This window comes from Arthrobacter sp. zg-Y40, assembly GCF_020731535.1.
Classification (GTDB): Bacteria; Actinomycetota; Actinomycetes; order Actinomycetales; family Micrococcaceae; genus Arthrobacter_B.
The window spans coordinates 68,615-81,203 of sequence record NZ_JAJFZS010000003.1 but is presented as its reverse complement, the minus strand read 5'-3'; the positions used below and the strand labels follow the sequence as shown (position 1 = coordinate 81,203).

Below are 12,589 nucleotides of genomic sequence, written 5' to 3'. Positions count from 1 at the left end.
TAGAATGAACGGCGGCAACACGGCCGGAGGAAACAGCAGGAGCGGCGTGAACTTATTCGACCCGGCGGAGGTTTTCGACGCCGTTGACCTCGCCGGAGTGCTGGCCAACGGGGTGTTGGGCGGAGCCGTGGCACGACAGCTGCGGATGGACCCGGTGGGCTTCATTGTGCTGGCCCTTACCTCCGCCCTGGGCGGCGGTGTACTCCGCGATACCTTGCTGCAGGCCGGTACACCCGTGGCCCTGACCAACCCCGCCTACCTGTTCACGGCCATTGCCGGTGCTTTCATCGCGTACGCCATTGAACTCAAGGGCAAATGGGCCAACCGCTTCCTGATTGTGATCGACGCCCTCGCACTTGGCTGCTGGGCAGCAACCGGTACCGCCAAGGCCCTGGCCGTGGACCTGGACTGGCTGCCTGCCATCCTGATCGGCGTGGCGACGGCGGTGGGCGGCGGCATGATCCGCGACATTGTGGTGGGGCGCGTCCCGGCAATCTTCGGCGGCAACACCCTGTACGCCACCGGCGCGCTGGTGGCGGCCGCCGAAATGGTGGTCCTGTACAGCCTGGGAATGCAGAACGTGGGCATGGGCGTGGCCATCGGCACCTGCGCGGTCCTGTGCATCATGGCCCGGCGCCGCGGCTGGCGGCTGCCCGGCCCGGGCGAGTTCACCGTCAAGCTGCCCCGCCGCACCCGCCCGGCCGAGCGGCAGGCAGCAGGTTGGCCGCGGCCCACACTCCGGCGCCCCCGCCTGAGGCCACGGCCCCGCCCTGCATCCGGGGAAGGCGCGGAAGGAACCGGGCACAAGAACCCGGACCAAGATGACACCGGACGCGAATAACTGCGCTTATTTGCGCTAAAACGCTGATTCCGGACGATTTAGTCCCGAAAAAATCCACTTTTGCAGACTCGCTACGCCGGAGTAGCGTGGCCGTTATGACTGCTTACAAAAGCGTAAATCCCGCCACTGGAGAGACCCTCCAGGAATTCCCCGAAGCCACCGATGCTCAGATCAGCCAGGCCGTCACGTCCGCCCACGAGGCGTACCTCGCCTGGCGCAACGAACCGGTAGCGAGCCGGGCAAAGGTTGTTGCCCGGGTTGCCGAACTGTACCGGGAGCGCGCCGACGAACTGGCCGCACTCATTGCCACGGAAATGGGCAAGCCGCTGACCCAGGCGAAGGGCGAGGTAGCCCTCTCCGCGAACATCTACGAGTACTACGCCACCGAGGGCCCCGGCTTTATGGCCGACGAACAGCTGGCACCCAAGGGCGGCGGCACCGCCGTCGTCCGTACCCTGCCGGTCGGCCCCCTGCTGGGGATCATGCCCTGGAACTTCCCCTACTACCAGGTGGCCCGCTTCGCCGGCCCCAACCTGGTGCTGGGCAACACGGTGCTGCTCAAGCACGCCAACAACTGCCCGCAGTCCGCGCTGGCCATGGCACAGATCTTCGCCGACGCCGGCGTGCCCGAAGGTGCCTACATCAACCTGTTTGCCACCAATGAGCAGGCCGCGGACATCATCGCCGACCCGCGTATCCAGGGTGTATCCCTGACCGGCAGCGAACGGGCAGGCGCCGCCGTTGCCGAGGTGGCCGGCCGGAACCTGAAGAAGTACGTGCTGGAACTGGGCGGCAGCGATCCGTTCATTGTCCTGGACAGCCCGGACCTGGATGCCACCGTCAAGGCGGCCGTGGCCGGCCGCATGAACAACGCCGGGCAGGCGTGCAACGCCGCCAAGCGGTTCATTGTGATGGAGGACATCTACGAGGAGTTCGTGGAGAAGTTCACCGCAGGGATGGCGGCCATGGAACCCGGCGACCCGCTGGATCCGGAAACCCGGTTCGGCCCGCTTTCCTCGCAGGCCGCAGCGGACGGGCTGGTGGAACAGATCCGCAACGCCGTTGAGCAGGGGGCAACGCTGCGCACCGGCGGCGGACACATCGACGGCCCCGGCGCTTACGTGCAGCCCACCGTGCTCACCGACGTCACCCCGGACATGCGGGCCTTCTCCGAGGAGCTGTTCGGACCGGCCGCCGTCATCTACAAGGTGGCCAGCGCGGATGAGGCCGTGGAGCTGGCCAACAACTCACCGTTCGGCCTGGGCGGCACCGTCTTCAGCGCAGATGAGGACAAGGCACTGGAGGTGGCGGACCAGCTGGAAAGCGGCATGGTCTGGATCAACGGCACCGCCAGCACCCAGCCTGACCTGCCCTTCGGCGGCGTCAAGCGGTCCGGCGTCGGCCGCGAGCTGGGCCGCTACGGCATGGACGAGTTCGTCAACAAGAAGCTGGTCCGCACCCCGGCCAAGCGCTGAGGACGGACTAGGCCGCGCGGGTGCTTTCCGGTTCCGCGCTTTCGGGCTCCGGCCGGGAAGCATCCGCGTGGTCGCTGGGTCCGTTGAACACCACGTAGCGGTAGGCGAAGTACCGGAAGATGTTGCCCAAGGCTATGCCGACGATGTTGCCGGAGATGTTGTCCGCGAACTGGCTGCGGTAGCCCAGGACGTAGTGGGAGACGTACAGGCAGCCGGTGGCGATGAACAGGCCCACCAGGTTCGTCAGGCCGAAAAGCAGGGATTCGGTGCGGATGCTGCGGGTGCGCAGCTTGCGGAAGGTGATGTAGCGGCTGCCCAGCCAGGAGACGGTGGTCGCTGCCAGGACGGAAATGGTCTTGGCCAGGATGGGGCTGTCCTGGATCAGGGTGGAGGAGAGGATGTTGAACAAACTCACATCCACCACGAAGGCCACGGCTCCCACAGCCGAGAAGGAGCCGAGGCGGCGGGCGATCGCGCGCACCTTGTTGGTTTTAGCCATTACCGAATCCGTTCAACGCGTTCGCACCGGGACGCAGCTTCCTGCCCAAGCCGTGCAATCACGCAGGTGTGGGACTTTTACCTTCGGATGATTGCACACCGTGCATTTGGCCGCAAAATCGGGTCAAACGCAAGCGGAATCAGGGCAGTGTGACCGTAAAGACAGTTCCCTTGCCGGCTTCGCTCTCCATGGCGATGGTGCCCCCGTGCTCCTCCACAATGCGCTTGGTGATGACCAGACCCAGCCCCACGCCGGGGATCTGCGCGCGGCGGGCGGTGCCGGAGCGGAAGAATTTGGTAAATACCTCCGCCTGCTCGGCTTCGGTCATGCCGATGCCGCAGTCGGCCACCTGCAAAATGGTGGCGCCCGCGTCAGTGCGCCAGGCGCGGATCGTCACCTGGCCGCCGTCGGGCGAGTACTTGACCGCGTTGGAGAGCAGGTTGTCCAGCACCTGCGAGATGCGCTTGGGATCCACCATGGCCGGCAGGGACTCCGGGACCTGGGCGATCAGCTCGACGGCGTTGATTTCAGCCCGCGGCTCGGCGGAAGTGATGCAGGAGCGGATCAGTTCGCTGAGGTCGGTGACTTCCTGCTCCACGCTGGTGGACCCCGCAGCGGCGGAAAGCAGGTCGGAAACCAGATGCAGGAGCTTCTCCGAGTTCCGCTGGGCGACCTTCAGGGATGACGCCACATAGGACGGAATGGAATCTTCTTCGTCCAGCGCCAGCTCCAGGTAACCCATGATCGAAGTCAGCGGGGTACGCAGCTCGTGTGAAACGTTGGCCACGAAGTCGTCCTTGGCTGCCACGGCGTTGACCAGGCCGGTGACATCGCTGTAGGCGATCACCGAGCCCCGGAACGCGTCGTCGTCGCCCTTCATGGACCGGGCAGATACGCTCAGGGCCTTCTGTTCCTCGCCCTCGCCGTACCAGACCAGCTGGTCCGAGAAGGACTGTCCGCGGCCCGCGCGCTGCACCGGACGCTGCTCCAGCGGGACCGGCGTAGAGCGGTCGGGGCCGAAAATCAGCATTTCGCCCTCGGTGGGACGCTTGGTGAAGTAGGGGGCGGCCAAACGCTCATGCAGGCGCTGGCGCGAGTTGGTCAGGATCCGCCGTCCGTCCTCGTCAATAACCACCACACCCACCCGGACCGTGTCCAGGATGGTCTCCAGCATGGATTCCTTGCGCAGGCTCTCCAGCAGCGAAGCCTGCAGCACCACGTCCTTTTCCTGCAGCACCACGGCCTGGGCGGTAAGGCTCGCTTCCGCCGCAGCACGGGCAGACTCGGCGTCCTCAGCCGTGCGCAGCGCCGAGATCAGGTCCCGTTCGTACAACCGGCGCTCGTGCGCGTAAAACGCGACAATCTGGTCAAGGGCGGGCCGGTCGCCGGCTGCCGGCGTGCGGGTGGCGGAAAGCAGTACCGGAATGCGCTGGCCTCCGGGTCCCATGAGGTCGACGGCGAGTTCCGCGAACGCCTTGTTCATCCCCAGCTGGGGCATGGCGTGCGTGGTGTAGACAATCCGGTCACCCACCGGCAGCAGCTTCAGCAGGCTGGTGCCGCGCAGCTCCTCAATGGATTTACCGATCCATTTGAGCACCATGGCGTTGGCGGACACCACGGTGCCGTCTTCCAGGGTGAGGATGTGCCCGGCGGGTGCGTTGTTGAACAGTTCCTCGTAGTCGAGCGGGAAAAGCCGGTCCACCGCGGGCTACTTTGGCTGCTGGAGGAAGTCGAGGATGATGTCTGCGGTCTCGTCGGGGGCGCTGACGTGGGGAAGGTGCCCGGTGGCCTTCATCTGCACCAGGGTGCTCTGCGGCATCCCGTCACGGAGGTACCGGCCCACGTGCTCGGGGCAGAGCAGGTCCGAGGAGGCCTGCATGATCAGGGCCGGAACGGCAACCCGGGCCAGGAGGTGGCGGACGTCGGAGAGGAACGCCACCCGGGCGAACTGGCGGGCGATGGTTGGGTTCACCCGGCAGAAGCTGCCCTCCAGCTTGGCGCCGAGGGCGGGAGTTTCCGGGTTGCCCATAATGACCGGCGCCATGTTTGCCGCCCAGACCAGGTAGTTGGCGTCCAGGGACTCCAGCAGATCATCGAGGTCGGCCCGGCTGAAGCCGCCTTCATAGCCTTCCTCCGGGTGGTCCATGTAACTGGGGGACGGGGCCACGAGAACGACCCGGCCCAGCCGTGCGGGTGCTGCGGCGGCGGCAGCAATAGCCATCATGGCGCTTACGCTGTGGCCGATAAACGTGACGTCCTGCAGGTCCAGTTCCTCGCACAGTTCCAGGACGTCATCCACATAGCCGTTCAGGCTGGAGTACTTGGCCGGAGAATAAGCAGCGGCATCGGAATTGCCGGCGCCCACGTGGTCGAAGACAACCACTTTGTACTCATCCGTGAAGCGGGGAAGAACGCCCTCCCACATGCCCTGGTCGCAGCCGAATCCGTGGGCGAAAAGCAGTACCGGGCCGTCGGCGCGTCCCAGCACTCGAACATTGTTCCGAGTGCGGATATCAGTTGTCATGTACGTTTGCGCCTGCTTTTCTTCTGATGCAATGTCCGCCCCTGCCCCACAGCGGATTCAACTGCACACTTTACAGGTTCCCGGCAGCTTTAGACGCCATATTGGTTCCGTTCGGAAATGCGTTTAGCGTGCAGCTCCGCCGGGGATTTCCGATCTTCAGGCCACTTGTTATCCGCGGCTTCCCGGGCAACCCGGATGGTGGCTATCCATCCCCACACGCTCGTGGTTTTTCCGACGTAGCCGGGCCCGTACCAGCGTTCCTGCCCGGCGTCGTTGGGCTGCGCATTCCCGGTCACCTGCAGGCTTCCACCACCTGCAAACATGCCCAGGCGCCCGACGGCGACTGTACGGGAACAATGTCGCCCACCTCGAGCGCGGTGGCAGTGTGCGGGGAAAAGGGAAAGGTCCGGGCCGGCATGCTGCCATGGTGGCACGGAGGTGCGTAATTCGAATTGCGCAAAACACGGGAATTCCTGTTTTTGGTACTGGAGGCAGGCGGCCTCAATTGCTGCTGCGATCCTGCTCCTTAGCCCACGGCAAAGCGGAGTTCAGCCGCTCCGCCGTTGAACTGCGTGGTGGCCACCAGGTGCATGGGCGGAGTGGGCCCGTCCACCGGCAGCAGCCGCCGGCCGTTGCCCAGGGCAACGGGCATGTAGGTCACCCACAGTTCGTCCAGCAGTCCGGCGTCGGCAAACTGGGCGGCCACATTGCCGCCGCCCACCACCCAGACGTCGCGTTCACCGGCAGCATCCCGGGCTGCGGCAAGCACCTCGCGCACGTCGCCGGACGCGAACCGCACGTCGGCCTGCGGGGGAGCGGACTCTTCCCGGCTGGTGAGCACCCAGCACGGCTGCCGGTAGGACCAGTTGTCCGGTTCCTCCGTGCGCAGCCAGCGGTAGGTTTCCCCGCCCATCACCACCGCCCCCACGCCGGCAATGAACCGGTCATAGTGCGCCTGGAACGCTTCGAAACCGAACTGCAGCAGCCAGTCCAGGCTGTTGTCCTCGGTAGCGATGAAGCCATCCAGGGACGAGGCGACGTAATAGATGACCTTGGGCATGCCGAAAGACTACCGGCGCCCCCGCAGTGCCGGGCAGTGGACGGTCCCAAACGGTAGCCCCGGGCACCGGATTGCGCCCGCCTTCCGGCGCGCTCCGCCAGCTTCTGGGATAGGTTGAGAAGCACGCACCATAAGCAGCCTGACTATTTTGGATCCGGCCGGCGGACGGCACCGGGCGGGACGCGGAAGGAAGAACATATGAGCGAGCGGCTCGTAGCTGACCTGATTGTCGACCGGTTGAAGGCCTGGGACGTCCAGCGGGTGTTCGGGTACAGCGGAGACGGCATCAACACCGTGCTGGGAGCCATGCGCCGCAGCGGGGACCCCGAGTTCATCCAGGTCCGGCATGAGGAAAACGCCGCCTTTATGGCCGTGGGGCACGCCAAGTACACCGGCGGCGTGGGCGTGGTGATGTCCACCCAGGGGCCGGGGGCCATCCATCTGCTCAACGGACTGTACGACGCCCGGCTGGACGGGGTGCCCGTGGTGGCCATTGTCGGCCAGCAGTCCCGCAGCGTCCTGGGGTCCTCCTACATGCAGGAGGTGGACCTGATGAACCTGACCCGGGACGTGGCCTCGGCCTTCCGGCAGCAGATCAATTCCCCCGAACAGGTTCCGCTGGTGCTGGACCGCGCCTTCAAGAAGGCACTGGCCACCGGTACCCCCGCCGTCGTCATCATTCCGCATGACGTGCAGCAGGCGCCGGCGCCGGAACTGGAGCAGGAGCACGGCATCCTGGACACCGTCCCGGTGTTCCGCCCGGCCCGCATCCAGCCGCTCGAAGCGGATGTGCGCGCCGCCGCGGACCTGATCAATGCTGGAGAAAAGGTGGCGCTGCTGGTGGGGCAGGGCGCCCGGCATGCCCGCGCCCAGGTGGCTGACCTGGCCGAAAAGATAGGCGCCGGCATCACCACCAGCCTGCTGGGCAAGCCGTACGTGGATGAAACCGCGCCGCTGGCTGCCGGCACCATGGGCCATCTGGGCACCGCCTCCGCAGGGTACGTGCTGGACAACTGCGACACGCTGCTGATCATCGGCTCCAATGACCCGTGGACCGAGTTCTATCCGACGCCCGGATCCGCCCGCGCCGTGCAGATTGACCGGGACGCCTCGGCCATCGGCAACCGCTATCCGGTGGAGGTAGGCATCACCGGAGACGCCGGTCCAACACTGGATGCCCTGCTTCCGCTGCTGGACGCCAAACCCAACGCACCGTGGCGCGGCAAGGTGGAGGAAAGCGTACGCCGCTGGCACGAACTGGCCCGCGTCCGCGCCATGACCGAAGCGGACCCAGTGAACCCCGAACGTGTGGTCTATGAGCTGAACCGGCGGCTGCCGGCCAACGCGCAGGTGGCGGTCGACGTCGGCAGTTCGGTCTACTGGTACGCCCGGCACCTGCAGCTTCCCGAAGGCGTGCCGGCGCACCTCTCCAGCACCTTGGCAAGCATGGGCTGTGCGGTGCCGTACGGCCTGGCCGCCAAGCTCGCTGCCCCGGACCGTCCCGTGGTGGCGCTCTCCGGTGACGGTGCCATGCAGATGGCCGGGGTGGCCGAACTGATCACCCTGAGCAGGCTATGGCAGAAGTGGGAGGACCCGCGGTTTGTCATCTGCGTGCTGAACAACCGGGAGCTGGCCGAGGTGACCTGGGAGCAGCGTGAAATGGAGGGCGACCCGCGGTTTGAGGACAGCCAGTCGCTGCCGGACTTCAAATACGCCGAATACGCGAAGCTGCTCGGCCTGGAAAGCATCCGGGTGGAGGATCCGGAACTGCTGGGAGAAGCCTGGGACGTGGCGCTCGCGGCCAAGCGGCCGTTCCTGATCGAGGTTGTCACCGATCCAGCCGTGCCGCTGCTGCCGCCCTTCCCGGCCGGTGCGGCGCAGGCGGAAACCATGAAGGACGGACTGGACCAGGAAGGCGCCGCCGGTGAACACTCCCGCCGGATGCTGGAAATCTACCTGGCCCAGGAAGAGGGCTTGTACGGGGACCTCTGAGGCCTGGCGCTAGGCCCGGCGCTCCGCCCGTTGCTGAGCCCGTTGCTGCGAAGGCCCCGATAACGGAACGGGCGCACCCCGGCGGGGTGCGCCCGTTCCTCCTTTCGGCGGACCGGACCTGCCTTCGAGGGGGCTAGGAGCGGGTCGGCGCGCCGAGTTCCACGGGTTCTTCGTCATTGAGGTAGGCGGATTCGGAGTGGGCAATCAGGTCAATGCCCTTGAGCTCGCTCTCCTCCGGGATGCGCAGGCCAATGGTCAGCTGCAGCACCTTGGCAATAAGCCACGTGACCGCGAACGAATAGGCCAGCACCGCGAGGCAGGCCACCGCCTGGATGCCCAGGAGCGAGAAACCGCCGCCGTAGAACAGGCCGCTGACCCCGTTGGGGGCGGCGTCCGTGGCGAACAGGCCGATCAGCAGGGTGCCGAGCAGGCCGCCGACAGCGTGGACACCCACCACGTCCAGGGAGTCGTCAAAGCCGAGCCGGAACTTCAGCTCGATGGCCAGCGAGCAGACCAGTCCCGCAATAGCACCGATGGCCACGGCGCCCAGCGGGCTGACCGCGCCGCAGGCCGGGGTGATGGCCACCAGCGCTGCGATCAGGCCCGACGCCGCGCCCAGGCTGGAGGACCGGCCCAACCGCATGCGTTCCATCAGGGCCCAGCCGAGCAGTCCCGCGGCGGCCGCGACGGCAGTATTAAGGAATACAACCGCGGCGGAATGTCCGGCGCTTAGGGCAGATCCGGCGTTGAAGCCGTACCAACCGATCCACAGCAGGCTGGCCCCCAACAGGATCAGCGGGCGGCTGTGCGGCTGGCCGTGGCTGTGCGGCCAGCCCTTGCTGCGGCCCAGGACCAGGGCCAGGGCCAGGGCGGCCACCCCGGCGTTCAGGTGCACGGCGGTGCCGCCGGCAAAGTCGATGGCGCCCAGCTGGTTGGCGATCCAGCCGCCCACCACGGTGCCGTCCTCGTTGTCGAAGGCGAAGACCCAGTGCGCGAGGGGGAAGTAAACCAATGTGGCCCATAGTCCGGCAAAGACCATCCACGCACCGAACTTCATCCGGCCGGCGGCGGAACCGGCCACCAGGGCGGTGGTGACGCAGGCGAACATCAGCTGGAAGGCGGCAAACAGCGCCAGGGGAATGGACGCTGCCGGGTCCTCGGTGAGCAGCGAGGAAAGGCCGAAGAACTCTGCCGGGTTACCCAGCAGGCCCAGGCCCCCGAGCGAATCGCCAAACGCTGCGGAATACCCATACAGCACCCATAGGACGGCGACCAGGCTGGCTCCGCCGAAGCACATCATCATCATGTTCAGGATCCGCCGTGAACCCACCATGCCGCCGTAGAAAAAGGCGATCCCGGGGATCATCAGGCAGACCAGTGCCGAACTGGCCAGCAGCCAGGCCGTGTTTCCAGAGTCCATGGAGGTACTCCCGTTCGGGTCGGGGGCCCGGGTCTGCATGGGCGCTGCGTCAACAGGGCCGGGCAACAGCCGGGCGGGGGATGATGGACGGATCAGCCCCCCGGTACTGACCGGCGCCCCCGGTGGATGCGGGGCACTGGTTCCATGGTGGTGCCGGGATGTTACGAACGGGAGCGCCGCCGGGTTAGCGCTGTGTTAACGCTGGCTGGGCACCTGCTGGGAGCTTGCTGAACGTCAGGCGTTGCGGGGCATGCCGCGGCCGAAGGTGAAGGCCCGGACAATCTGGATGATGCCCAGCACCACCAGGAAGATCCCTCCGTAGATCACCAGGACAGCCAGGGATTCCACCGGGATAAAGAGGACCACAATACCGGCGAGGATGCTCAGGACACCGAGCACAATGGCGAACCAGCGGGAGCCCCCGCGGTCGGACTCGGCCAGGCTCATAACGCCTTCCACAATCCAGGCAATACCTATGACCAGGGCCAGCGCGGTCAGGGATGCAGCGGGATTGCGGATGGCGATCACACCCACGGCCACCAGGGCCAGCCCCACCAGGATGTTCAGGATCTTCAGCCCCGGGCCCAGTCCGGTGAAGACGCCCAGCAGGATGCGGATGGCGCCGGCCACCACAAAGTAGAGGCCAAAGAGGACGGCCAGGACCTCAAGGGTTGCCCCGGGCCAGAACAGGACCAGCAGGCCCAGGACCACCGAGACCACCCCGATGGTTGCCAGTCCGAGGCGGATCCCGCGGATAGCGGATTTGGCCAGGGTGAGGGCGTCCAACGCGAACCCGCCCTCTTGATGGAAAGCGCTGCCTGATGTGGACATCAAGACCTCCTGAGAGTTTCCCCCAAGCGGCTCCGGCAAATACCGGCCTGTCCAGTATCTGCCGCGGGCCGCGCCTTTCTCTAGGGAAGGCTGTCGGAACCGGTCAGCACGGCCCGGATCATGCCGGCGACGGCGGCCATGCCCTCTTTATTGGGATAGTCAGGACAGGCGCGGTGCCCCTGGCATGCCAAGCAGTTCGCGCACCTGCGCGTCGGTGGTCTGCGGGAAGGAGCGGTAGGCAAGTCCGACGGCGGGCAGTCCGCTGGGCGCCCACGGCACCACGACGTCGTCGGCCCCGAATGCGGGCAGCTCTGCGGCACCGCCGCAGGACATCGGCGCCGCAGCCACCAGCCGGGCAGGGTCCAGCTGCCGCACGGCGCCCAGCGCGGCGCGCATGGTGGCCCCGGTGGCGATGCCGTCATCCACCACAATGACCGTGCTGCCCCGCAGCCGGCGGGGCGGGGCACCCTGCCGGAACAGCTCCTCCCGCCGCCTCACCTCGGCCAGCTGCTCGCCCGAAGCTGCGTCGAACAGCGCCTCGGCCTCCGGATCGCGGGTCCGCCAGTACGCCAGGACATCCTCGTTGCGCACCATGCTGGTCACCCCCGCAATTCCCGCCACCGCTCCGGCCGCCAGCTCCGGCTGCGGCGGATATCCGACCTTGCGCACCACCACCACGTCCAGGGCGGCTCCCAGGCTGCGGGCCACTTCGGCTGCCACCGGGACCCCGCCGCGCGGCAGTCCCAGCACCAGCAGATCCGTGCTGCCCGCATACCCGGCCAGCGCCGCGGCGAGCTGGCGTCCGGCGTCGGCCCGGTCCTGCCAGCCCGGGCGGGGATTGTGCTGCTGAGGGGGATCCGGCATAACCAGCCATTTTCCGGAAAAGGGGATGGTCCTTTCACGCTAGGCGCGGACGCAGCCGGCCGGTAGGGGCCCTCGTTGCCAAAGCCGCGCCGGGCATAGCAAAGTGGCCGGTATGACGCAGACCGCAGTAATTACAGGAGCAACATCGGGTATCGGGGCCGAGTTCGCCCGCCAACTGGCCGAGCGGGGCTACAACCTCGTGCTGACCGGACGGAACACCGAACGGCTGGAGGCCTCCGCCGCTGAACTGGCCCGGCGGTACTCCGTCAAAACCGAGTACCTCGGCGCCGACCTGTCCACCGACGACGGCGTGGCCGCGGTCGCCGCGCGTGTGCGGGAACCGGACGTGCGCGTGCTGGTGAACAACGCCGGCTACGGACTGAAGAACGATTTCGCGCACAACAGCTTGGACGCCGAAGTGGACCACCTCAATGTGCTGGTCACCGCACCGCTGAAGCTGACCCACGCCGCGCTGAACAGCATGCAGGCCGGCGGGGGCGGACGAATCATCAACGTGGCCTCGCTGGCCGGCTTCCTGCCGCGGGGAACGTACAGCGCCGCGAAGGCCTGGGTCATCAACTTCAGCCGCTGGGCCAACATTTACTACAAGGACCGCGGGATCACCGTGACGGCGGTATGCCCGGGGTTTGTGCACACCGAATTCCACCAGCGCATGCAGATGGACAAGACGGTCTACCCAGGCTGGATGTGGCTGCAGCCCGAACGCGTGGTGCGGGAGGGGCTGGCCGCAGCCTTTGCCGGCAAGGGAGTGTCGATTCCGTCCAAGCGGTACCGGGCGCTCGCCGCGGTCAGCGGTCTCGCCCCGCAGGGGACGGTGGCCCGGATCGCCGGCCGGGGTCGGTAACGGGAAGCGGACGACGACGCGCGGAGCGGGGCGGGGGGTCGGCTGGGGGCTGGGGGTCGGCTGGGCCTGGGGTCGTTTGGTCTGGCAGCTCGAAAAGGCAAAAATTACCGGTTTTCGGCCGGAAATCGGTAATTTTTGCCTTTTCGTTGGGTGGGCCGGTGTTGGGGAAGCGGTTTTCCCACGCTCTGGTGCTGGTGGGACGGGTGTTTCCCCACGCG

Annotated in this window: 12 protein-coding genes; 4 read left to right on the top strand and 8 right to left on the bottom strand. The window is 66.7% G+C overall.

The window, feature by feature from the left end; genetic code table 11:
• Positions 1 to 46: 46 nt before the first annotated feature.
• Complete coding sequence (locus LJ754_RS04045; protein WP_227925594.1) at positions 47 to 841, top strand: trimeric intracellular cation channel family protein; 795 nt, start codon at positions 47 to 49, stop codon at positions 839 to 841.
• Positions 842 to 936: 95 nt separating this feature from the next.
• Positions 937 to 2,316, top strand: coding sequence for an NAD-dependent succinate-semialdehyde dehydrogenase (locus LJ754_RS04040; protein WP_227911861.1), 1,380 nt, complete (start codon positions 937 to 939; stop codon positions 2,314 to 2,316).
• A gap of 7 nt (positions 2,317 to 2,323) precedes the next feature.
• Here the strand turns inward: LJ754_RS04040 and LJ754_RS04035 are convergent, their stop codons facing one another.
• The 5 genes from LJ754_RS04035 to LJ754_RS04015 form a co-directional block, all read right to left on the bottom strand.
• A complete protein-coding gene (locus LJ754_RS04035; RefSeq protein ID WP_227925592.1) occupies positions 2,324 to 2,815 on the bottom strand; it encodes a GtrA family protein in 492 nt (163 codons plus the stop codon).
• 139 nt (positions 2,816 to 2,954) lie between these two features.
• Positions 2,955 to 4,517 (bottom strand): PAS domain-containing sensor histidine kinase, encoded by a 1,563-nt coding sequence (locus LJ754_RS04030; protein ID WP_227925590.1) that lies wholly within the window; start codon positions 4,515 to 4,517, stop codon positions 2,955 to 2,957.
• A 6-nt stretch (positions 4,518 to 4,523) separates the two neighbouring features.
• On the bottom strand, positions 4,524 to 5,303 hold the full coding sequence (locus LJ754_RS04025) for an alpha/beta fold hydrolase (protein ID WP_227925589.1): 780 nt from the start codon (positions 5,301 to 5,303) through the stop codon (positions 4,524 to 4,526).
• Positions 5,304 to 5,428: 125 nt separating this feature from the next.
• Positions 5,429 to 5,635, bottom strand: coding sequence for a hypothetical protein (locus LJ754_RS04020; RefSeq protein ID WP_227925588.1), 207 nt, complete (start codon positions 5,633 to 5,635; stop codon positions 5,429 to 5,431).
• Positions 5,636 to 5,865: 230 nt separating this feature from the next.
• Positions 5,866 to 6,399: a dihydrofolate reductase family protein gene (locus LJ754_RS04015; protein WP_227925587.1), complete on the bottom strand. Its 534-nt coding sequence runs from the start codon at positions 6,397 to 6,399 to the stop codon at positions 5,866 to 5,868.
• Positions 6,400 to 6,597: 198 nt separating this feature from the next.
• Here LJ754_RS04015 and LJ754_RS04010 point away from each other — a divergent pair, with 198 nt between their 5' ends.
• On the top strand, positions 6,598 to 8,391 hold the full coding sequence (locus tag LJ754_RS04010; RefSeq protein WP_227925585.1) for a thiamine pyrophosphate-requiring protein: 1,794 nt from the start codon (positions 6,598 to 6,600) through the stop codon (positions 8,389 to 8,391).
• Between the two features lie 133 nt (positions 8,392 to 8,524).
• On the opposite strand, the gene LJ754_RS04005 is transcribed toward LJ754_RS04010, so the two are convergent.
• From LJ754_RS04005 to LJ754_RS03995, 3 genes are all read right to left on the bottom strand, one after another.
• A complete protein-coding gene (locus LJ754_RS04005; protein WP_227925584.1) occupies positions 8,525 to 9,811 on the bottom strand; it encodes an ammonium transporter in 1,287 nt (428 codons plus the stop codon).
• Positions 9,812 to 10,045: 234 nt separating this feature from the next.
• On the bottom strand, positions 10,046 to 10,642 hold the full coding sequence (locus tag LJ754_RS04000; protein WP_227911853.1) for an HdeD family acid-resistance protein: 597 nt from the start codon (positions 10,640 to 10,642) through the stop codon (positions 10,046 to 10,048).
• Positions 10,643 to 10,801: 159 nt separating this feature from the next.
• The gene (locus LJ754_RS03995; protein ID WP_227925582.1) at positions 10,802 to 11,506 is read right to left on the bottom strand and encodes a phosphoribosyltransferase; all 705 of its coding nucleotides are present in this window, start codon (positions 11,504 to 11,506) and stop codon (positions 10,802 to 10,804) included.
• A gap of 112 nt (positions 11,507 to 11,618) precedes the next feature.
• Here LJ754_RS03995 and LJ754_RS03990 point away from each other — a divergent pair, with 112 nt between their 5' ends.
• Positions 11,619 to 12,371, top strand: a complete 753-nt coding sequence (locus LJ754_RS03990) for an SDR family NAD(P)-dependent oxidoreductase (RefSeq protein WP_227925581.1) — start codon at positions 11,619 to 11,621, stop codon at positions 12,369 to 12,371.
• Positions 12,372 to 12,589 lie beyond the last annotated feature (218 nt).

What these genes read in the sequence shown, in the direction of transcription:
- LJ754_RS04005 (WP_227925584.1), bottom strand. Translation starts at nt 9,811, where the DNA reads ATGGACTCTGGAAACACGGCCTGGCTGCTGGCCAGTTCGGCACTGGTC.
- LJ754_RS03990 (WP_227925581.1), top strand. Translation starts at nt 11,619, where the DNA reads ATGACGCAGACCGCAGTAATTACAGGAGCAACATCGGGTATCGGGGCC.
- LJ754_RS04040 (WP_227911861.1), top strand. Translation starts at nt 937, where the DNA reads ATGACTGCTTACAAAAGCGTAAATCCCGCCACTGGAGAGACCCTCCAG.
- LJ754_RS04010 (WP_227925585.1), top strand. Translation starts at nt 6,598, where the DNA reads ATGAGCGAGCGGCTCGTAGCTGACCTGATTGTCGACCGGTTGAAGGCC.
- LJ754_RS04015 (WP_227925587.1), bottom strand. Translation starts at nt 6,399, where the DNA reads ATGCCCAAGGTCATCTATTACGTCGCCTCGTCCCTGGATGGCTTCATC.
- LJ754_RS04035 (WP_227925592.1), bottom strand. Translation starts at nt 2,815, where the DNA reads ATGGCTAAAACCAACAAGGTGCGCGCGATCGCCCGCCGCCTCGGCTCC.
- LJ754_RS03995 (WP_227925582.1), bottom strand. Translation starts at nt 11,506, where the DNA reads ATGCCGGATCCCCCTCAGCAGCACAATCCCCGCCCGGGCTGGCAGGAC.
- LJ754_RS04000 (WP_227911853.1), bottom strand. Translation starts at nt 10,642, where the DNA reads ATGTCCACATCAGGCAGCGCTTTCCATCAAGAGGGCGGGTTCGCGTTG.